Source organism: Legionella dresdenensis (genome assembly GCF_042649825.1).
Classification (GTDB): Bacteria; Pseudomonadota; Gammaproteobacteria; order Legionellales; family Legionellaceae; genus Legionella_C; species Legionella_C dresdenensis.
This window is the reverse complement of record NZ_JBHSAB010000001.1, coordinates 384,075-404,806: the sequence shown is the minus strand read 5'-3', so window position 1 is coordinate 404,806 and position 20,732 is coordinate 384,075. Positions and strand designations below refer to the sequence as shown.

The following is a 20,732-nucleotide window of genomic DNA, read 5'->3' as shown; positions in this document are numbered from 1 at the left end:
TTCATTCCCTGGTCAACCGATTTTAGCCCGCATTTCTGCAATTGTTTTACTGTAATCCGCAGATGAAAAAATTGCTGATCCGGCAACAAAGTGACTCGCTCCTGCCTGAGCAAGCATTTGAATATTATCTACAGTAACGCCCCCATCAACGCTAATCGGCAGAGCAGGGTAGTGTGCTTTTATAAAGCGGATTTTTTCAACCATTTCCGGAATAAGCTGTTGCCCGCCAAAACCGGGATTAACCGTCATCACCAGCACAAAATCAAGACGGTGCAGGCACCAGGTCAGGCAGTCAGGCGATGTTGCGGGGTTAAGTACCAGGCCAGCCTGGCACCCTAAGCTACGTATTAATTGTAGACTACGATCCAGGTGAATTGTTGCATCCGGATGAATGCTTATTCGTGAAGCGCCGGCCTTGGCAAATTGCATAATCAGCGAATCGACAGGATTCGCCATTAAATGTACGTCAATCACCAGCTTGGGAAAACGCTTGCTCAGGCTCTGGCATACAAAAGGGCCAAGGGTCAGATTAGGAACATAATGGTTATCCATAACATCGAAATGAACCATGTCCGCGCCCGCGCCAATAACCGCCTCGACTTCTTCGCCAAGACGGGTCATATCAGCGGATAATAAAGAAGGGGCGATTAAATCAGGCATCGGACTGATCAAACGCGACGTTAAGAACCAGATTAATGGTTCCGGCAGTGAGCCGCTCATCCAGTGCGGTTATTTTTTTGGTGGTCATATACCTGCCGTCAATGGAGAAGGCAATGACATCATCAAAAAACCAGCTCACCCCCAATATGCCTTGTGCGATAGGCGCTGAGGCCGAGTCGTTGCCATTGGCGAATTGGGTTGTGGCATAATAAAAACTCAGGGTATTTTTGACTTTCGCATAACCGAGCCCGAGACCAATATAAGGTGTCCAGTTACCGTCATTTTCATACGCCAGCGGTTCGTAAAAGCCATTGATTAACCCGGCGATGAAATAGGTTTTACCTTTCAGGTTTAAACCGGGGTTATGACTATCCTGGCGGATGGTAATGCCATTGGTTTTTAAGGTTTTCATGTTGTTGGTGGTGTAATTCACTTCGCCTTCAACACGAAACTGCTCGATCCGGGTACCGATTTGGACGCCGGCGGTCCCGCCGCCGTCATAGGTAAGCTTCCCGCTTGACTGATAATAATTACTGTCAAAATTCAGCGTGGAAAAGGTAATGCTTGGCATATAACTGCCGCCGCCCATAACGCCGGCATAAAGACCTTCGGCAGGATTTGCCGAAAACACTGCAGAGCTGGCTAATATCAGGCCGGCCATGCTGATTTTAGAGCTGAAATGCATGTAATGTCCTTATTTATAAAGTGCTTCATCAAAACGATAAATAACACCAGCTGAAGCCATATGCGCCTGGAATATTTTACCCAGGTCATCAACTTTATCGGTTGCCATGTAGCGGTAAGCAATATTCAGGGCATAGTTTTCATTGAAATTAAAGGTAAAGCCGCCAGTACCCTGGTAACCAAAAACGGTATTTGAACCGCGGAACTGGGTATAGCCATTAGGTCCAGCGCTATTTAATTTGGCATCAACTCCTACAAAGCCAAGGCCCACACCGACAAAAGGCGAAACACAGGGCACCATATCGGGAAAATCATAATAAACATTAGCCATGGCGGCTGTTGCCGAAGTCTGGCCGCTGATACCGGTTTGTCTGATGCCATTGATGTAGAATTTGTCGAGATCAGCCTGCATATAGGTTATTTCACCCTCGTAACGCAGGGGGGTACTTTTGTAGCCGAATCTGCCGCCGACGTTATACCCCGAGTCATACGATGTACCGTTAACTAATATACCCGTGGTAGTAGTAAAGCTGGTGTTAGCCGGCATGAATGTATAACCGCCAAAAACGCTCGCATATAAACCATCGACTGGCGTTGCGGCTACTGCTGCGCCGGAGGCGAGTAAAGCTGCTGATAAAAAAGCAATTCTCATGGCATCCCTTAAATTATTTTTATTGTTTATTGCTAACCTCATGTTAACCATTTGTCTGATTTTTTCAAGTGGCATTTGACTGATTAGGAAATATATCTCCAAAGTAGCCTTGATGCAGCGCAGCGTAATCAAGGTTTAACCAGGGTTATGCCATGACCTCAGCCAGAAAAGCATGGCATTTTCAGGTTTATTGGGTATAGTAATAATGTGATCTGTAAAATATGGAAAAGGAGTACCAAATGCCAAAGGGAATTAAATATAACCCACGCGAATATGCCGAAACATTGGCTGAGTTCCTTTGCACTGCGTCGCTTAAGAAAATGCAGCATATGATAACCAAGGCATATAACCAATATGTTGCGCACAGTGCGGGAAAAAGAGAAGAAGAGTTTAAGGCCTTATTGGAGAGTTTGCCTTTACTTCCTGATTCATTAAACAGAGCGCTGGAAATTGCAATATTTTTCGCGGGTGAAAAAAGGAATAGATGGAAACCAAACTCTGCTAATAGCAGTCTGATGTTTGCATTGCTTGAGGGTCGGGGTTATAAGCGTACAGAAGATGAATTAAATGATGCTATTTTATGTAGGGATGTTTTCCCGACTTTTGTAGTGTCATTGTGTGAGGCCATCAATAATCAGAGCAAATCCTTCCACCAGGGCGTTGTAAGCAAGACAAACAAGGACGATGAGCGCGATTTAATAACCAGACTGCCTTCAGATGCCGAGGTGCCGGTTTCTCTTTTTAAGAGCGTTGACGAAGCCGCTGGCTATGCGGCTAAAGATCCATCCCATATGGCTTTTTGCCTGAAACCGCGGACGGCCGATAAGCAAGGGCAATTAATCTGGGTAAGTCAGTCGGGAAAACAGCATCCTTTAAAATTAACCGAATTACTGACTAAAGAATTATCCAGACCTGGGAGCGAGAGTTCCTTCGTCAATTCCAGAAATGCTAAAAAAGAATGCCTCTCGTGTTTAAAAACCAGTATTCTGGATTCAATAAATGTGTTGATTGATCCACAGGTAATTCCGCCTGATTTGTCATCAACTTTTGTTCTTAAATCCGCCAGCATGACAATCGTTTGGTACAGCAGCCTGGGTAATCAGAAGAAAATTGCCGTTAATGCTTATCCTGAACTGAAGAAATGGCTTAGCCAGCAAAAAAAGATTGATCCAGACAGTTTTGCTCTTAAAAACTTATTACTGCCAGTTGATGTTTCAGAAGAAGTGGGATTGGAGAAGAAGCAGGTTGTATCGGGTCTGTTTAATACAACCGTGAAAACCGCTCCGCTGTGTGCCAAAAATAGTTTTGAAAACCTGACCCGCCTTCAATCTCAGCAAAAAGGGCTTTATATTCTAACCAAAGAACCGCAATCAGAAACTGGAAGTTGGGCGCTTTATCAACAATTAAAAGATGATACTGATAAATGGGTTAGAGAAAAAATTGAGCTTTGTGAACTCAATTTTCAAATTATAGATATTTTAAGCGACAATGAAAAATGCGTACCGGAGAAGCTTCCCGCAGATGAATTGAATAAGTTAGCAAAACTATTGTATTTCCGGAACACTAAAAAACCATTGACTAATTGTGCGGCGGTAAAAAACTTTAATCCTGATAATACTCGTGAATACCCACCGAGATCGTTTGTGGTAAGCCACAATGGTCAGCAATGGCAATTATTCTATATCAATGGAGTATCCAGGGCGCGGGAGTTGGATCTGGCTCATTACCCGATAGTAAGAAAGATGATTTGGGACTGGAAAGTAGGGGTTGAGCAGATTTCCAATGACATGCTGCGGAGCCTTTGTCCTCATTTGAAAGATATCTATCTAAAAGATATTAAAACAACAAGCAGCATTAACAAGGAAAATTATAAGGCAATTGAGGAAATGTTGAAGAGGCAACTGGCAAAAGGAGCAGAGGGTGCGCCGCAGCAAGCGGAGACGATAGAGGTCAAGGTTGAATCGGATCTGGAAGAGGCCAGGCCGGGGAGACTGGGTAAGGATGTTTACACAATCTTTAAAACGCTGCCGCAATTTGCCCCGCCCGCGACTGGTGAAATAAAGAAGGGCTGTACACCATAAAGATGGCTAAGCTTTGCACAGAACAATTTTGTAGGTTGGGTCGTTTTGACCCAACAAGCTTTTTTTACACACTCCGAGTTTGAAAGTTGGTAATGTTGGGTCAAACGACCCAACCTACAAATTATCGGATTACTCTTCAAAACCAGAGGTAATAGGCAGCCGCCAGTCACGGCCAAAGGCTCTGGGGCTGACTTTTACTCCTGGGGCGGCTTGCCGCCTTTTGTATTCATTGCGTTTGATTAACTGGATAACCCGGGTTACATCACTGGAATTATACCCTTTGGCAATAATATCCTCGGCTGATACATTCTTTTCCATGTAATCAACAATAATCGCGTCAAGAACATCATATTCAGGCAGACTGTCCTGATCTTTCTGATTTTCGGCCAGCTCGGCAGACGGCGCCCGGGTTATTACCCGCTCCGGAATAACCGGTGAAACACTATTGCGGTAACGCGCCAGTTGATAAACCTGCGTTTTAAGTACGTCTTTCAGCACTGAAAAGCCGCCGGCCATATCACCATACAGTGTTGCATAACCCACGGAGGTTTCACTTTTATTACTGGTTGTCAGCACCATTTTGCCGGTTTTGTTAGACAGCGCCATTAACAATACCCCCCGAATCCTGGCTTGCAGGTTTTCTTCGGTAGTATCAGGCTTTAAGCCCTCAAACTCCGGGGCGAGTGTTGTTAAAAAGCTTTTAAAAAGCGGTTCAATTGAAAGCAGCGAACTGTTCACCTTTAATGTTGCAAGCTGCTGCTCAGCATCAACAACGCTGATATCAGCCGTATAACGTGAAGGCATCATAACCGCATGGACTCGCTCAGCGCCAAGGGCATCAACAGCAATGGCCAGAGTCAGGGCAGAATCAATTCCGCCTGACAGCCCAAGCAATACCCCAGGAAAACGATTTTTATTCACATAATCCTGTAAACCGCAAACCAAAGCCTGATAGATTAATTCATCCTGGCCGGGCAGCGGGGTGATTTCGCCGCTGATATCACCGCCATTCAATACAACGGTACTTAGTTGTTCAGTAAATGACCTGGCTCGAGCGCGCACTTCGCCTGATTCCGCCATAACCAGCGATAGGCCATCAAATACCAACTCATCCTGCCCGCCCACCTGATTGACATAAACAATAGCCAATCCTTTCTGAGCATGACGCTGTAATAGTTGTTCACGTAAATGGTATTTTTGATAATCAAAAGGTGAAGCATTGATACAAATAACCGTTTCTGCCCCAGCATCTTTTAGCGCCGTTATTGGCTCGTCATTCCAGATATCTTCACAAATACACAGCCCAAGCCGGTAGCCATTAATATTAAATACACAGGGCTGATCTCCCGGAGTAAAGTAACGATCCTCATCAAATACTGCATAGTTCGGCAGTTTTTGCTTATGATAAAGGGCGATTTGCTTACCCTGAAAAAACAGGCTGGCTGAATTAAAGCGTAAATCGCTTTCAAGATGAGGATGGCCGATAATCACATGGCAGTTTTCGATGGTATCGGCAATATCCGCCAGTGCCTTGGTAACCTTCTGGTGAAAGGACGGGCGCAGCAGTAAATCTTCTGGCGGGTACCCGGTCAGGGCCAGCTCCGGGAAAATAATTAAATCATGCTGATCCTGATGTTGAGTAATGATTGTAATAATTTTTTTTGCGTTTTGTTCAATGGCTCCGACCAAAGGGTTAATTTGAGCCATTAAAAGAGTTAATTTTTTAGTCATGTAATTCTCTTAAGTGTAGGTTGGGTCGTTTTGACCCAACAAGGTTTTTTATCAAGCACTCTGAGCCTGAGAAGTGAATGAAAATGGGTAATGTTGGGTCGGAACGACCCAACCTACACGTACTACAAAGATGATTTATATCTATACCCTAATCATTATATTCAAATAAAGCAAACCTTGGTATACTTGCGGGTTATTTATCAAAAAATCCGGTTGACATGCTAAAAGAAGCCTTATCGCGGATGGCTGATGTGTTTTTACCTGCCGTATTAATCAGAGGTCAGGACTATCAGCAAAAAGGGTATGTATTGAGCATCCGCCTGAGTGATGGTTTGCTTAAAGCTCGTGTTAAAGGCAGTTCGAGCCATATCTACGATATCCATATTGACTTGAAAAACTGGCCGGCAAAGCCAGCGCACTGCACTTGTCCCTATAACATGAACTGCAAGCATGCCGCAGCCAGTCTGTTTGCCTTGCAGGCGAAGGAAAACCTGGTTATTCCGGCGCCAGCCGGGAACACGGATGAAGAAACGCTTCATGCCTGGCTGGATACGTTGCGGGAAAAGCAGTCTACTCAAGGCACTTCTGAAAAAACACAGGTTTTGGTTTATTTAATCGAACCGCAGCTTAATTCCTATGAGCATCGAATTACTATCAGGCTCGCGTTGGCCAAAAGGCTCAAACGGGGTGGATTAGGGAAAAAAAGTATTTTTAATACTTTAACACCCAGCCGAAAACAGTATTTTACCGCTCAGGATGAAGAGCTGGTTTCTGCTTTGTTGTTTAAATGTAATGTTGGTAACTGGTTTGAGCGGTTGCCGATCCGAAACAGTGAACTATTTGAAAAAATCCTGGCGACTAACAGGGCATACCTCTATGACCAGGAAGACGGTGATCCGCTGATCCTGAACTCGGAAATAAATGCGAAATTGCTTTGGCACCTTGAACTTGATGGTACTCAACGCATTGTGCTTGACAGCAACGGGCATGCGCTTACTACGATTCTGCTGGATAAATTATGGTATTACAATCAGGACGATTCAACGTTTGGCATGGTGAATCTGCCTTATGATCATAATCAGCTAAAAACTTTGTTACAGGCCCCGCCGGTTCCATTAAGCCATGCCGCTTTAGTCGCTGAGTCGATGGCAGCGACAAGCCCGGATTTGCCTCGGCCGGAAATTTATCAGGTTGAACAGGCCGGGAGAGAAAATCCAACCCCCATTTTACGCCTGGATGCAGTCGAATTGGATGATAGGGTAAATGATTTCAGCGATGAGGATTTGGAGCAATTCCTGTTTATCCGCGATATTGTTTTTAATTATCAGGGCAGCGAAGTCAGGCCGGGTGATTCCACGCCGTTTATTGTCCATAAAAATAATGGCAGGTTAATTAAAACAGAACGTGATTTTATTTATGAAAGCAGAAAACAGGATGAGTGTTCAAAACTGTTGCCCGTAAGGCGGCCAACCGTGCATGAAAAGCTGCTCACTCATCAGAACATCAATAATGTGAATGTATTGATGAATGTTGAATCTGAAATGGATTTATTGCCGGTTACCCGACACATTATTCCTGAATTGAAAAATAAAGGCTGGGTAGTAGAGTTAAAACACCCGATTTATGATGAAACACTGCTGGCGGATGATGTCGAATGGTTTGCCGACATTCAGGATCAGGGTAATGACTTTTTCAGTTATAAGCTTGGTATTCTGGTTGATAACAAACCAGTAAGTATTGTTCCTCTGGTTGCCGAGTTAATTACTAAAATCGACAGTAATGCCCTGGATGACATACCGGATACCAGACTCGTGAGTCTGGCATTGCCTGGCGGTAAACGCCTGCAGCTTACCATGGGTCGGATTAAGCCGCTGATTCGCTTTTTGCTGCAGTATGGCAGCCGGCGGATTAATAATGAGCAGCAACTGGAAATCAGCCGGTATCAATTAATTCTAATGCAGGAAACCGAGCAAGCCATCGCGGCTACCGCAATCAGATGGCATGGCGGCGAGCAGTTGCGTAACCAATTGCAGCAACTGGTCAATATGCAGACCTGCAAACAATACGATAGCCCCGCTGGCTTAAAAGCGACGCTCAGAGACTATCAGTTACAGGGCTTAAACTGGCTGCAGTTTCTGCGCCAATGCCGTTTTGGCGGGATTCTTGCCGATGATATGGGCCTTGGTAAAACCGTACAGACTCTGGCGCATTTGCAACTGGAAAAAGAGCAGGGCAGGCTGCATAAACCTTGCCTGATTGTTGCCCCGACAAGCCTGGTAGGAAACTGGCAGGAAGAGGCAAAACGCTTTACACCAGAGTTAAAGGTTCTGGTTTTCCATGGTACGGATCGGCATGAAGACAATTTTGAAGAGTATGATCTGATTATTTCAACCTATGGCCTGATTCAGCGTGATAAAGCACGTTTTATTGAGTATGATTTTTATTATCTTATCCTTGATGAAGCGCAATCGATTAAAAACGCCCGCGCCAAAACCACGCAGATCATCCAGCAGCTTAAGGCCAGACACCGTTTGTGCCTGTCTGGAACGCCGCTGGAAAATCATTTGGGGGAATTATGGTCGCTGTTTCATTTTTTAATGCCGGGTTTATTGGGAGATACTCGGCAATTCCGTCGCTTTTTCCGAGTCCCGATTGAGAAGAATGGCGATAATGATCGCCGGCATTTATTGGCAAATCGAGTTAAGCCATTTATGTTAAGACGTACCAAAAATCAGGTTGCCAGCGAATTGCCTGAAAAAACTGAAATGACGCGGCTAATTGAATTGTCTGGTAATCAGCGGGATTTGTATGAAGCTATCCGAATGAGCATGGAAAAGAAAGTCCGTGACGCGATTGCAAAGCAAGGTATGGGTAAAAGCCATATTGTTCTGCTTGATGCCTTATTAAAATTGCGTCAGGTCTGTTGTGATCCCAGGCTGTTAACCATTCCTGAAGCAGAAATTGCTCATGGCAATTCCGCCAAACTGGAAGCATTAATGGAATTGCTTGACGGATTAATTGCGGAAAACCGCCGTATCCTGATTTTTTCGCAGTTTACTTCGATGTTAAAGCTGATTGAGCAAGAGTTGAGTACCAGGGATTATGAATATGTCAAACTGACCGGCCAAACTCAAAACAGGCAGCAGATTGTCAATCGTTTTCAGCAGGGGGATATTCCTGTGTTTCTTATCAGCCTGAAGGCTGGAGGCACAGGATTAAATTTAACCCGGGCAGATACCGTAATTCATTATGACCCCTGGTGGAATCCGGCGGCAGAAGATCAGGCTACTGATCGCAGCCATCGTATAGGTCAGAAAAATCCGGTTTTTGTGTATAAATTAATTAGTTCTGGTACCGTTGAAGAAGCAATTTTGACTATGCAACAGAAAAAACGTCAATTATTTGATGGGATATTAGCTGAAAATGCCAATAGTATGGCTGGTATAACCGAGCAAGATATTACTAACTTTTTTGCCCCGTTAACTGAATGAAAACCAGCGCAAGGGTATTAGGCTGCACTTACATATATAAAAACCAGCGTAGGTTGGGCTGTAAAGCCCAACACTCCTTGAAAAATCAAGCTTCTTCGTGACGTCCCTTATCGGGTGCCTGTTTGACGTCACCGGTTGATGTATATACATTAACTGCGGCTTCGCCGCTTTGGCCGCTTAAGAGATTGACCAGTTCCTGTCTTGTATTCATATTGGATACAATCACCTGGCCATTAACAATATTTTTCTCGCGGCAGTCTTCCAGGGTTGCAATCAGCTGCATATTAAGCTGTCTGATCTGATCAGTTTCCACCTGGGATGCGTCTGCAAGAAAGGTCTGCAATGCCTGTTGCGGAGAGCCATGCTTCCCCAGTTGCAGCAGTTCAATACGTGCTTTGCAACTCGTTTCAAGCTTTGCAGATAAATCTTCCTTGTCTTTAGCCAGTTTTTCCAGCGCTTCATATTCGCGACTGATTAATGCCTCTTTTTCCGATGCCAAAATCTCAAGCATCGTTTCTACCATCGCAATTTCACCTTGTAAGAGGCTGCTTAATTGTGCGAACTTGTTTTCAGGCATAAAAACTCCCTGTTAATCAACCTTAATCAGGTCAGTAATCATTCGACTAGCAATCGCTTTACTGTCAATTTGGTAATGGCCAGATTCAATTTCCTTTTTCAGATCGTCAACGCGGTTTGCATCAACATCTGGTGCATTTGAAACCAATTCTTTTAAGGCGGAAATTTCTTTCGACGCATTGCTCAAACTCACGTTGCTTGTCTCCGGCAAGTAACTTTCGCGTTTAACTGCTGGCTGGGGACGCGGAGCTACACTACTATTGTCCGCCACGTCAACCCGCTTGAAGTTGCCCGCATCATTATTAATGGAATTAACCATAACAGTTTCCTCAAGAACACCCATCTCTATTATCGGCTCCCTTGACAAAATCTTTAGGTGATTTCGGTTATTTTTTAACCGAAACTTATTTTTAACATATTTGAACAATAAAGTCACATATTTTTTTTTCAAAAAGTTGTTTTTTTGTACCATTATAAAATAACCTGCACTTGGCCTGGAGCAATAACTTTGGCTTCAATGCTCTTTTTTGAAGAAATATTTTTAACATTAATGTGCTCGCCGATTGAGCCATCTTCAAGCGCAACTCCACTCATGCTCACTTTAAACCCCTCATTAAGCGCCTGAATCGTAACTTGCTCGCCTTTATGAATCAGCAGAGGTTTTTGCAGTTGGGCTGGGGTTAATATTGTTCCTGACTGGATTTGGCTTTTACAGGACATGCCCAGTACCTCATCAACTTCGGTAAAATATCCCTGTTTTAACTGGCTTACATCAACTTCCTGCAAGTCAATGGTCAGCGGGCTGACAATGGCTCCTTTGGTCAAGGCGCGGTTTGCGACAATAACCTGTTTCATAATAGTGATTTTAACCGGAATATATACCGTCCAGTGATTTTCTTTTTCAGTACAGCGAACGCCCATAGTTGTGGTCTGAGCAGTGGTCTGATGAGGGTTAAATACTTCCAGTTTGTCGTCAGCACAGGCTTTTAATTGCAATCTTGGGTCAATTTTGTCGGTATTGATCCTGATTTTATTGGCATTCTGGCTTGCCAGTTCCTGCATTAGATGTTGTTCAACCAGAGCGCTAAGAACGCTTAGTGATTGCTGTTCCTCTTCTTCGGCGTATGATAGTGTTGCAGTTAAAACTAATAAAATTCCGCAAATTAAACGACTGAACATAGGTATTCCCTGTTATAATGTATCCCATTTTTACTGGTCAAACGGCCCAACCTGCAAAATTATTGGATTTTAATATGTACCAATATACCGCTTTTTGTTTAGCACTTTTATACTGTATTACCTCTTGGGGTGCAAGCCATCATCCGCAACAATTTTTAAATAGTATCCGTGGTCAGAAAAATGAAGGCCAGCTGATTTTTAAAGAATTTTGCGCGGCTTGCCATGCTATAAAACCGGATATAGAACTTAATGCGCCTAAAATAGGCCTGGCTAAGGACTGGTTGCCTCGGCTTGAACAGGGTACTGGGCTGCTGTTACAGCATACAGTGGATGGATATGGTGCAATGCCTGCACGTGGTGGTTGTTTTGAATGCACTGACGAGCAATTAATGCTTGCAATTGAATCAATGTTGCCAAAAATTGAAAAACCAACCTCCGAACACAAAGAATCATTAAAAAATACATAGAGTTAAAAAAATTTACAAAAAAGCCTAAACCTATTCAGAATTCTCCCGATAACATAAAAAAAAGAGGGAGGATGCACCAATGAAAAAACAACTTATCATTGGACCGTTGTGTGCGTTAACAGCTGCTTGTGCTTCAATGGATCGTTCTGTTGCTATCGTGGATGATGGTGGGTATACCCACTATACAGCTCACTATACAGCGGACAATAAGGGACAAGGTTATTTCCCCGGTAAAAGGCAGGCGACAGGCCGAAAAGTATTTATTTTCGACCCGAAAGCAACTGCTTGGGCCGCCTATGATGCGCAGGGGAATCTGGTTCAGACCGGTAGTGCGTCAGGCGGTAAGGATTTCTGCGAAGATGTTGGCCGCGGCTGCCGAACTGTTACCGGTACTTTCCGTGTTTATTCGAAAAAGGGTGAGGATTGTACATCCAGTATTTATCCTATAGAAACAGGCGGCGGAGCCAGAATGCCATATTGCATGCATTTCCATGGCGGCTATTCAATTCACGCTGCTTATGAAGTTCCTAACTATAATGCGAGCCATGGCTGTGTCCGTGTTCTGCCAAGCGCTGCGAAATGGTTGAATCAGAACTTTATTGATATTGGCACTACCGTAATTGTTAAGCCTTATAGTTAAGATGCATCTTGAATCAAAATGACCCAACTGCGTACCGCGGCTTGTCCGCGGTATCCAAAGGGTTATCCTGCCAGATATTTCTTCAACAATTGATTAACAAGCTCCGGATCAGCCTGACCCTTTGTCTGCTTCATCACCAATCCCACAAAGAAGCCAAGCAACTTATCTTTACCATTACGATAATCGGCCGCTTGCTGAGGATGTTGTTGAACAATCGTCTGAATTAATGGTTCAAGCTGGTTGTCATCGACTGACTGGCTATAATTTTCCTGTTTGATAATTTCATCAATAGTGCCTTGTTGCTCCCATAATTTTACAAAAATCTTCTTCGCAATGGCCGCAGTAACTTCCTTACGTTGCAGACGGTTGAGCAAATCAGCCATCACACTTGCGGGTACAGGCGCATTTTCAAAACCAAGATTACTATTGTTTAAAGCTGCGGCATAGGCGCCTTTTAACCAGTTACATATTGTTTTCTGATCACTTTCACTGTTGGCGCTTACCGCTGTAAAAAATTGATAAGCGGCAGGGGAGGAAAGCACAAAGGCGATATCGTCAGCGTTTAACTGACCCTGATTGATTAATTGTTCTTTAATTTGCCATGGCAACAGTGGTAAAGTCTGTTTAAGCTGAGTCAGAAGCTCTGAATCAATGGCGATAGGTAATAGATCCGGATCAGGAAAATAACGGTAATCATGCTCGTTTTCTTTTGAACGCATAACCTGCGTTGTTTCGGTATCAGGGCAAAATAACCGTGTTTCCTGAGCCACCCGAAGCCCGGATTCGAGCAAATCCTGATGCCGTGCCTGTTCATAACGGATTGCTTTTTCAATAAAACGGAACGAATTCAGGTTTTTTAATTCAGTACGCGTACCCAACTGGCTTGCGCCTGCCGGTTTCAGCGAAATATTCACATCGCAACGAAATGAACCCTCTTGCATATTGCCGTCACAGATCCCTAAAAACCGTACTAACTGATGCAAAGCTTTTAAATAGGCAATCGCTTCTTCAGCGGAATACAGGCAAGGCGAGGTAACAATTTCGAGCAGCGGCATGCCGGCCCGGTTTAAATCAATTCCGGTATAATCGGCATGAGCGTCATGAATTGATTTACCGGCATCTTCCTCAAGATGGGCGCGCACGATTGTTACAGTTTTCTGAATGCCATTGGCGGTTTCAATCGCCAGCTCCCCGTTACTGACTATAGGGCGTTGATACTGACTGATTTGATAGCCTTTAGGTAAATCAGGATAAAAGTAGTTTTTGCGTTCAAAATAAGATAAATCATTGATTTCAGCATTAATAGCCATACCAAGCTGAATAGCCATCTTGACGGCCTGCTGGTTCAGTACCGGTAAAACTCCGGGTAAGCCCGCGTCTATAAAGGAAGTTTGCGAATTAGGGGCAGCGCCGAAACCGGTTGCCGAGCCAGAAAACAATTTCGACCGGGTTTGCAACTGAACATGCACTTCCAGGCCAATTACGGTATCCCACATCATAACGCCTTATCCTCTACAGGTTTTGCCAAATGCCAATCAGTCATTTGCTGATAATAATGGGCAAGATTTAATAATGCAGCTTCGCTAAAGTGATTTCCCATTAACTGCATGCCCACGGGTAACCGGCCTTTAAAGCCAACGGGTATTGAAAGCGCTGGTAAACCAGCCAGATTGGCAGCAACCGTAAAAACATCAGCCAGATAATTTTGTACCGGATCACTGGGTTTGTTACCCAATTCAAATGCGCAATCAGGCGTGGTTGGACCAAGGATGACATCGACTTTGGCCAGATTGGCGAGCAGTTCCGCCTGAATTAGCCGCCTGACCTTCAGTGCTTTTAAATAATAGGCATCAAAATAACCGGAAGACAGGACATAGGTACCGGTTAAAATGCGGCGTTTAACCTCTTCGCCAAAGGCCTCACTGCGCGAAGCCGTGATTAACTCGCGGATTGAACCGCTATTCTGACTGCGATAACCGAAACGCAGGCCGTCATAGCGTGACAGATTAGAGGACGCTTCGGCACAGGCAATTACGTAGTAGCAGGGTACCCACAACGGCTGGAGAGACAGATCAAGTTCAATAATCTCAGCCCCTGCCTGCTCAAAAACGGTAACGGCTTCTCTGATTCTTTCCTGAATGACTGAGTCAACGCCTTGCTGAAAAAAGCAGGAGGGCAAGCCAATGCGCATGCCTTTAACCGGTTGTTGCAAAGCCTGACTATAATCAGGAACCGGTTTGTTGACTGAGGTCGAATCTTTGCTGTCAAAGCCCGCCATAGCCTGCAGAATAATAGCCAGATCATCAGCGCTGCGGGCGATAGGGCCTGCCTGATCAAGACTTGATGCATACGCAACCATGCCAAATCGCGACAGCAGGCCATAAGTCGGCTTAATGCCTGAAATCCCACAAAAAGCGGCTGGTTGCCGGATAGAGCCGCCAGTGTCTGAACCGGTGGCAAAAGCTGCAAGACCTGCAGCTACTGCGGCCGCAGAACCGCCAGAAGAACCGCCAGGTACATAATTGATATGCCAGGGGTTTTTAACTGCACCGAAATAACTGTTTTCGTTAGCTGAGCCCATGGCAAATTCATCCATATTGGTTTTGCCGAGAGTGATAGCGCCCTGGTCAGCCAGTTTGTTAACAATGGTTGCCTGATAAGGCGAATTAAAATTTTCCAGCATTTTCGAACCGCAAGTGGTCGGCAAGCGGTGAGTGCAGAAAATATCTTTATGGGCAACAGGAATACCAGTTAATGGTCGCGCTGTGTTGTTCTTCAAGGCTTCATCCGCCAGACGCGCCTGTTGCAAGGCATAATCCGGGTCGAGTGAAATAAACGCATTCAGATGCTGATAACGATCAATCCGCTGCAGATAATAATTTGTCAGTTCAACACTTGATATCTGCCTTTGCCTAAGTGCCTGTATGGTTGAGCGCAGGGAGTCCATCATGATTATTTTTCCGAATCAATTACTTTGGGGGCGAGATAAAAACCCTCGTCGAAATAACGGGTTAATTCAGCAAGTTCCGCAGCGCAATTCCGCTCATCAGGTTCATCCGCACGCAATCGTTGCCGTAACTCCATCGGGTGGAATAAAGGCGCTGTATTTTCAGTACCAATGGTTTGTAATTGCTGGACGAAATCAAGAATAGAGTTAATTTCGTCGGCTAATAACGAACGCTGTTCCGGAGCGCTTTCCAGACAGGCGAGATTTTCTATGGTTAGCAATTCATCGACAGAAAGTGTCATTAGCGTAATCTCTTAAAAAATAACAAGTATACTCAATAAAGCTGAAAATGCCAGAGTGTATAGGGTAGCCTTGATGCAGCGAAGCGTAATCAAGGTTTCTGTCGTGATTTTAGGCTCTCATGCCTTGCAAGTGCAGAGTGGATAATCCCTTTTATTTAAAGGCTTTTTGCAAACATACATGAATTTAAATATTCAAATTCATCATTAAACGATTCTCCATCCTATGAATCTAAAGAAGCTAGTGACAGGGATATATTTAGTTTTGCAAAATCCATCTTAATAGTGCTAGCGGTCATTTTTCTTGATTATATGAACACACCCTTCAAGGTTTATTGGCAAAACTAATAATATCATTGAGCTCACTGCTGTGAATATCTCGCTTGACATAACCGTCTCGTTGCCAAATTTTATTTTTATCAATAATTGAATTACGGTTAAGAAAAAGCATGTTTTGTGAAAAAAGCGATTTAGATGTATTCCCATTTTCTAATTCAGCTAATAATTGCTTAGCTAAAAGATAGTTGGCTTCTCGATTAGCTGCGCGGGATTTCGCGAAGAAAAAGAAACCTGCTTCATATATACATCAGTCAATTGTTATTGAGTCGAAGATGAAATGCTCTCTCGAATTCGTGTAGATGTTGATTTCAAATCACTTTAAGCTACTGTGGTAAGGAGCTAATGATTTGTAAGTGAGTTGGCTGTTCCGTTGCTCCTCAAAGGCTAAACCCGTCCGAGAGAACGACTATAGTGATCTTTTTTACGATAAACCATTTTAAGATCCAGGCTGTTTAGTCGGGCTTTCAAAATTAATTTTTAAATGATCAGTGTTAGTATTACTACTTTCTTTTTTATTGAAAAATCCTGGGCTATATACTTGTTTTTGGTTGTCCAGCGCTTGCTGCCAGGTAATTTTTTTATCCTTTATCATTGGCAGGATTTTGTCGCTTATTAAATAATCAAGCTGAATTGGAGAAAGTTGTTTAAAGTCATTGAGTGTCAGTATCTTGCTGGTTAATAAATCGTAGATTTCATACTTTGCGGCATAGCCTACATGCATATCATCCATTTCAACCAGCTCTTTCCAGCCAAAATAATTGTAGTAGATTAATGCGAAAACATAAAAATTATTTAATGCCTGGGCTTGCTGAGGTGATAAATCGATCGCCTCTCTTGGCTTTATTGACTTATTAATAATCAGATTTGATATATTTTCTTCTAATAATCTATTTTGCTGATTTAAGGTTAATTGAAGAAAATACTCAGCAGTAATACTCTTTGACTTAAATAAATGGATTACTTGTTTTTGACATAATCTGGCTATTTGCTCATTAGTTAAAGTAACTGCAGATTCAATCTTGAGTAACGATTCGCATAATAAATTTTTAATTTTGTTTGTTTTAAGAATGGCTAGTTGCTCTTTGCTCAGCGATAATGCCATCTTCTTTGATAGTATGTCTTTTGACAGAAGAAGCTTGATGTCCGGATCATTGAGGATAATATGTTGAGTCGTGTAAGTGGGTATCACCAGGTTTTGCGAATGTGCATAATCAATTACGGTTTGTTTAAACGACTTTCGTCCGCTGGCCTGTATGCCGCACAACCGGTTTACGTATGATTTGTCATTATGAGCAAAAGCAAACAACAGCTTTATTGAACTGGTATATCCATAATTAAACCTACTTTGCCGTCTATGTTGGCCTAATATCTCAAACACATTATAGGGCTTACTGGCTAGCCAGTTAACTAGAAGTTTGTCAGCTGCCTCACTTTGATGGCAAGCAATAAAATCATTAAGGTCTTTGAAGATAGCTATCTTTGCAGCGGTTAACGGGTGGCCAGGGAAGCTTTTCTCAAGATAATCAATATGAGCCCTGATTTTGTCCATCATAGTTTGGTTATGGTGTTGATTCTGCAGTGCTTGTGAAAATTCTGACCTTATGGACTTTGTGTTTATGGTTGCACCTTTATCAATCAACGCCAGAATAAAATGGTTATATTTAACAGGCGGCGCATTTTGAAGAATTTCACGTAAAAGATGATTATACTCACTGGCGAGTAATGGTGATTTTGTTTTTGAGCCTAACTCTAAAAAGTTTATAAATGCTGCAAAATTCTTTTTATTCCATGCCGTGCGAATCGGTAGTTGATGATTATTATCCATTGATTCCAGTAAATATGAACAATCAAATTTTTGAGTGAACGCTTCTAATACCGTTAAATAATCAGAGGGTTTATCAATATTACAGGCATAATGCAGAGGATTTCTGCCGGTAATGTCTGCGCCAGGATTCGAGGCAAGTTGTTCAATAATAGATAGCGCGCCTTGAATTGCATTATATTTGAGCGCCAAGTGTAATGGGGTTTCTTGCTGGTTATTTTCGGCGGTAAGATTAGCGCCTGCATGTACGAGATAATCAATAATGTCATTATTAGAATAATTAATATGCAATAAAGTATTTCCGTCCTCAAGTTGACTATTTGCTTTTACGCCCAACTCTATGAGTAGCTTAATAGCCGGCAGATTTTGTTGCCCAAGAGCATAACGCATTGCCTTTTTTCTTGCCATTTCAGTATGAAAACCAAAGAGAAGGGCAATAGCTTCAGGTTTATTATCACGAACAGCTTGTGCAAGAGGAGATAGCGTAGCGCTGTTTTCAACTTGACAGCCTTTAGCAATTAATCCGGGAGCCAGATCAAAATGGTCATTATCCAAGGCCACATGAACGGCATTGTCAAACTTTTCCCACACATCACCTATTGAAACACATCTACCATAAGTACCTATGGCTCCGTAGGTTTTAATAAGAGTTAACGCGTTCAAGTCAGCGCCATGTGCGATTAACGATTCGATTCCTTCTTGCCAACCCTGCTTAACGGCGAAATGTAATAAAGTGAATGCACGATTATTTTCCCTATTAACCTTCCCATCCTCAACAATAAAATCGCTAGCGCCAGGATAACTGTTCGCTGAAAAATAATTCTTTGCAACTAACTTATGCTGTTTCTCCACGGGTATTTTAGAGTCGTAAATAATGTATTGGTTAACATTGGCACCACAGCTAGCCGCTAAATTGAGTAAAAAAATGGACTGATTTTTCACTGCCTCGAAAGCGATTTCATTAATATCGTCCTGGAAAGTTATCGAGTTGGAAAAATGCTTCAATCTTTGTGCAAAAAACGATAATGCTGGTTGGGAGAGAGCGAGCTGGTTATGCTCTTTATTTAATAGCCGAAAAGCAAGCGCTGCTTTAAAAAGTTCTTTTACCGTGTTGGCTTGAGATAAATATTTTTCAAAAATTAATAATTTAATTTCTATCGGCATACCCAAATAAGAATTTATTGGGATTGGAGCCGTTACCTCATCATCCAAATTAATTTCAATTTCATCACCCTGTTTTGGCATCTGCGGCTCCCTTTTTCCCCAATGTATCGAAGCAAGCTTCTGGATAGAAATAAGTTAATAATGTTAATTATAAGCTCAATTCATTAAGGTTTTATTAAAGGGGGAGCGTTTTTGGAGGCAACAGGATACATTCTTTGTGCCAGACAATTTTTGTAGGTTGGGTCGTTTGACCCAACAAGCCATTTATCAAACACTCAGGATCTGAAAACTGATTGAAGATTGGTAATGTTGGGTCGGAACGACCCAACCTACGCGTAATACAAAAAAATTGTCCTGTGCAAAGGAGGCAACAGGGCACGTTGAGTAGCAATAAGCCAAACAACCAAAGAACCGGAAAACGCTGGGTAATTATCAGGCTATGCACAAGGTTATCCACAGAATTTGTGGATAACCGAACGAGAGTTCATGGTATCACAACGTGTTTAAAAGTAGGCGTAATAAGGGTTTCAGTATGAGTCGATGTTTAGGTAACGTCTTGAATGTGCGTGAGAGAAAAAACTTATCCACAAACATAATAACAACGGATAGAACTATCCGGAAAGCAATTCTAACAGATTAATTTTAAAAAGTAAGGCTTGACATGTATTTATTTCTGGTTAATTTAAATAAAAAACAATTTATTCAGAATGTTATCATAAATGCCAAAAGTAATTGCTATCGCCGGAATGGGACTCTGTGGAAATGCTATTTTTTGTCGATTAATTCACCTGCTTGCAACAGTGAAGTATTCTGACGATGATGTTACTATCTTAATCTTCGAGCCAAATCCACAAAACCTTGCTACAGGCGGCATCTATTTAACGGATTATTATCAAGTGTAGATACACATGGAAAGATACGCCCTTATCGATAAGCGAATAAGATTCACCAGGAAATGGGAAATCAAATAGAATTAGAGCGCTCCTGATATTGAAGCAAAGTTAAAAGAAATAATTTGATAATTGAATAATAAGCTGTCATAATTATATCACAGAGTGTATGAACGGGATGGTGAAAGCCATGCACTCCTCCACCGATGTATAGTCGGTATCTGCCCAAGAGCGATTATAAAGCGAGCCTAGTTAATTTTTTAAAGAACCCTGGTTATACAGGGTTTTTTATTTGGGCGGTAATCTTATTGGCTTATTCGATTGTACATTATGAGCTATAACAAAAAATGATACTTTTGTCTTTTTCGGGCGCGATGATGCGTGCTGCTTGTCCCGCACATAAGCGCTTTCAATGAATAAACGCAACAATCCCTTTCCTGATTTTGAAACCTTAAAATATACCTCATACTCCTGTTCATTTGATATTTCAATGGTAAAAAAATTACCTTTGCCGGTATGGAAACAAGAGCGATGATCAAGCTGCTTAGCAATTTCTGGTAACAGAAAAGATAATTGATAACGAGAAAAGCAAAAAATACGCTGTTCTCGAGAGTCAGAATATATAAGATCTTTCTCTATGGCTTCCCAGGTTTCCTGGATATGGCTATTTAGGCCGCGTGTAAAGCAATGTAAACCAAAGGCAATAATGAAGTTATATCGCTTCTCTGGCTTATCATTAATTGATGGCTGAATAAACTCCCAATTAAATTCATCAAGATGATTTAACAGGTAAAATTCTCCGTTATATAGAAATGGCGACCAGAATTTAATGGTAAATACTCCAAATAGAACATATAAGAGTTAAAAATTATTCGAGATCTGAAACAGAATAATATTTTTTCAATTGTAACTATAATTCTATTTAGCAGCCAATTGGTTTATTTTGAATTTGGTGCTGCAGGCTCAGACCGAAGATCTAAAGACGAAGATTTAGAAGCCCTCTACTAAAACCATTACCACAAACATTTGCCATTGATGCTGCAATGTCTCAAACGGGTTAATTCAGCAAGCTCCGTAGCGCTAAGCCTACGAAGAACACGTTGAGTAGCA

At 42.5% G+C, this 20,732-nt stretch carries 16 protein-coding genes; 5 read left to right on the top strand and 11 right to left on the bottom strand.

Annotated features, from left to right (window positions below):
* Positions 1-12: 12 nt before the first annotated feature.
* The 3 genes from rpe to ACFORL_RS01770 are packed head-to-tail and all read right to left on the bottom strand — an operon-like array spanning position 13 to position 2,038.
* On the bottom strand, positions 13-660 hold the full coding sequence (gene rpe / locus ACFORL_RS01780) for a ribulose-phosphate 3-epimerase (RefSeq protein WP_382340510.1): 648 nt from the start codon (positions 658-660) through the stop codon (positions 13-15).
* Complete coding sequence (locus ACFORL_RS01775) at positions 653-1,345, bottom strand: outer membrane protein (RefSeq protein ID WP_382340508.1); 693 nt, start codon at positions 1,343-1,345, stop codon at positions 653-655. The genes rpe and ACFORL_RS01775 overlap by 8 nt, the downstream gene beginning before the upstream one ends.
* 9 nt (positions 1,346-1,354) lie before the next feature.
* On the bottom strand, positions 1,355-2,038 hold the full coding sequence (locus tag ACFORL_RS01770; RefSeq protein WP_382340506.1) for an outer membrane protein: 684 nt from the start codon (positions 2,036-2,038) through the stop codon (positions 1,355-1,357).
* 197 nt (positions 2,039-2,235) lie between these two features.
* Between ACFORL_RS01770 and ACFORL_RS01765 the strand changes: the two genes are divergently transcribed.
* The gene (locus tag ACFORL_RS01765) at positions 2,236-4,077 is read left to right on the top strand and encodes a hypothetical protein (RefSeq protein WP_382340504.1); all 1,842 of its coding nucleotides are present in this window, start codon (positions 2,236-2,238) and stop codon (positions 4,075-4,077) included.
* Between the two features lie 129 nt (positions 4,078-4,206).
* Here the strand turns inward: ACFORL_RS01765 and ACFORL_RS01760 are convergent, their stop codons facing one another.
* Complete coding sequence (locus tag ACFORL_RS01760; RefSeq protein WP_382340502.1) at positions 4,207-5,808, bottom strand: NAD+ synthase; 1,602 nt, start codon at positions 5,806-5,808, stop codon at positions 4,207-4,209.
* A 218-nt stretch (positions 5,809-6,026) separates the two neighbouring features.
* Between ACFORL_RS01760 and ACFORL_RS01755 the strand changes: the two genes are divergently transcribed.
* On the top strand, positions 6,027-9,299 hold the full coding sequence (locus ACFORL_RS01755) for a DEAD/DEAH box helicase (RefSeq protein WP_382340501.1): 3,273 nt from the start codon (positions 6,027-6,029) through the stop codon (positions 9,297-9,299).
* 85 nt (positions 9,300-9,384) lie between these two features.
* On the opposite strand, the gene ACFORL_RS01750 is transcribed toward ACFORL_RS01755, so the two are convergent.
* From ACFORL_RS01750 to flgA, 3 genes are read right to left on the bottom strand one after another with little or no spacing between them, the layout of a single operon-like run.
* Complete coding sequence (locus ACFORL_RS01750) at positions 9,385-9,876, bottom strand: flagella synthesis protein FlgN (RefSeq protein ID WP_382340499.1); 492 nt, start codon at positions 9,874-9,876, stop codon at positions 9,385-9,387.
* A gap of 12 nt (positions 9,877-9,888) precedes the next feature.
* Positions 9,889-10,347 (bottom strand): flagellar biosynthesis anti-sigma factor FlgM, encoded by a 459-nt coding sequence (gene flgM, locus ACFORL_RS01745; protein ID WP_382340497.1) that lies wholly within the window; start codon positions 10,345-10,347, stop codon positions 9,889-9,891.
* Positions 10,347-11,054, bottom strand: coding sequence for a flagellar basal body P-ring formation chaperone FlgA (gene flgA / locus ACFORL_RS01740; RefSeq protein WP_382340495.1), 708 nt, complete (start codon positions 11,052-11,054; stop codon positions 10,347-10,349). Before flgA ends, flgM begins: the two co-directional genes overlap by 1 nt.
* A 74-nt stretch (positions 11,055-11,128) precedes the next feature.
* Between flgA and ACFORL_RS01735 the strand changes: the two genes are divergently transcribed.
* Complete coding sequence (locus ACFORL_RS01735) at positions 11,129-11,521, top strand: c-type cytochrome (RefSeq protein ID WP_382340493.1); 393 nt, start codon at positions 11,129-11,131, stop codon at positions 11,519-11,521.
* Between the two features lie 79 nt (positions 11,522-11,600).
* Entirely contained in the window at positions 11,601-12,161 is a 561-nt protein-coding gene (locus ACFORL_RS01730) for a L,D-transpeptidase (RefSeq protein ID WP_382340491.1), read from the top strand.
* A 62-nt stretch (positions 12,162-12,223) separates the two neighbouring features.
* Here the strand turns inward: ACFORL_RS01730 and gatB are convergent, their stop codons facing one another.
* The 4 genes from gatB to ACFORL_RS01710 all read right to left on the bottom strand — a co-directional run bounded on the left by gatB (position 12,224) and on the right by ACFORL_RS01710 (position 18,813).
* Positions 12,224-13,660, bottom strand: a complete 1,437-nt coding sequence (gatB, locus tag ACFORL_RS01725) for an Asp-tRNA(Asn)/Glu-tRNA(Gln) amidotransferase subunit GatB (protein ID WP_382340489.1) — start codon at positions 13,658-13,660, stop codon at positions 12,224-12,226.
* Positions 13,657-15,111, bottom strand: a complete 1,455-nt coding sequence (gene gatA / locus ACFORL_RS01720; protein ID WP_382340488.1) for an Asp-tRNA(Asn)/Glu-tRNA(Gln) amidotransferase subunit GatA — start codon at positions 15,109-15,111, stop codon at positions 13,657-13,659. Before gatA ends, gatB begins: the two co-directional genes overlap by 4 nt.
* Positions 15,112-15,113: 2 nt before the next feature.
* Positions 15,114-15,410, bottom strand: a complete 297-nt coding sequence (gatC, locus tag ACFORL_RS01715; protein ID WP_382340486.1) for an Asp-tRNA(Asn)/Glu-tRNA(Gln) amidotransferase subunit GatC — start codon at positions 15,408-15,410, stop codon at positions 15,114-15,116.
* Positions 15,411-16,182: 772 nt separating this feature from the next.
* Entirely contained in the window at positions 16,183-18,813 is a 2,631-nt protein-coding gene (locus ACFORL_RS01710; protein ID WP_382340484.1) for an ankyrin repeat domain-containing protein, read from the bottom strand.
* A 638-nt stretch (positions 18,814-19,451) separates the two neighbouring features.
* On the opposite strand from ACFORL_RS01710, the gene ACFORL_RS01705 reads away from it, so the two are divergent.
* Positions 19,452-19,634: a hypothetical protein gene (locus ACFORL_RS01705; protein WP_382340482.1), complete on the top strand. Its 183-nt coding sequence runs from the start codon at positions 19,452-19,454 to the stop codon at positions 19,632-19,634.
* Positions 19,635-20,732: the final 1,098 nt, after the last annotated feature.

Excerpts from the sequence above, each read along its gene's own strand:
- rpe (WP_382340510.1), bottom strand. The coding sequence starts at position 660 with ATGCCTGATTTAATCGCCCCTTCTTTATTATCCGCTGATATGACCCGT.
- ACFORL_RS01775 (WP_382340508.1), bottom strand. The coding sequence starts at position 1,345 with ATGCATTTCAGCTCTAAAATCAGCATGGCCGGCCTGATATTAGCCAGC.
- ACFORL_RS01770 (WP_382340506.1), bottom strand. The coding sequence starts at position 2,038 with ATGAGGTTAGCAATAAACAATAAAAATAATTTAAGGGATGCCATGAGA.
- ACFORL_RS01765 (WP_382340504.1), top strand. The coding sequence starts at position 2,236 with ATGCCAAAGGGAATTAAATATAACCCACGCGAATATGCCGAAACATTG.
- ACFORL_RS01760 (WP_382340502.1), bottom strand. The coding sequence starts at position 5,808 with ATGACTAAAAAATTAACTCTTTTAATGGCTCAAATTAACCCTTTGGTC.
- ACFORL_RS01755 (WP_382340501.1), top strand. The coding sequence starts at position 6,027 with ATGCTAAAAGAAGCCTTATCGCGGATGGCTGATGTGTTTTTACCTGCC.
- ACFORL_RS01750 (WP_382340499.1), bottom strand. The coding sequence starts at position 9,876 with ATGCCTGAAAACAAGTTCGCACAATTAAGCAGCCTCTTACAAGGTGAA.
- flgM (WP_382340497.1), bottom strand. The coding sequence starts at position 10,347 with ATGGTACAAAAAAACAACTTTTTGAAAAAAAAATATGTGACTTTATTG.
- flgA (WP_382340495.1), bottom strand. The coding sequence starts at position 11,054 with ATGTTCAGTCGTTTAATTTGCGGAATTTTATTAGTTTTAACTGCAACA.
- ACFORL_RS01735 (WP_382340493.1), top strand. The coding sequence starts at position 11,129 with ATGTACCAATATACCGCTTTTTGTTTAGCACTTTTATACTGTATTACC.
- ACFORL_RS01730 (WP_382340491.1), top strand. The coding sequence starts at position 11,601 with ATGAAAAAACAACTTATCATTGGACCGTTGTGTGCGTTAACAGCTGCT.
- gatB (WP_382340489.1), bottom strand. The coding sequence starts at position 13,660 with ATGATGTGGGATACCGTAATTGGCCTGGAAGTGCATGTTCAGTTGCAA.
- gatA (WP_382340488.1), bottom strand. The coding sequence starts at position 15,111 with ATGATGGACTCCCTGCGCTCAACCATACAGGCACTTAGGCAAAGGCAG.
- gatC (WP_382340486.1), bottom strand. The coding sequence starts at position 15,410 with ATGACACTTTCTGTCGATGAATTGCTAACCATAGAAAATCTCGCCTGT.
- ACFORL_RS01710 (WP_382340484.1), bottom strand. The coding sequence starts at position 18,813 with ATGCCAAAACAGGGTGATGAAATTGAAATTAATTTGGATGATGAGGTA.
- ACFORL_RS01705 (WP_382340482.1), top strand. The coding sequence starts at position 19,452 with ATGCCAAAAGTAATTGCTATCGCCGGAATGGGACTCTGTGGAAATGCT.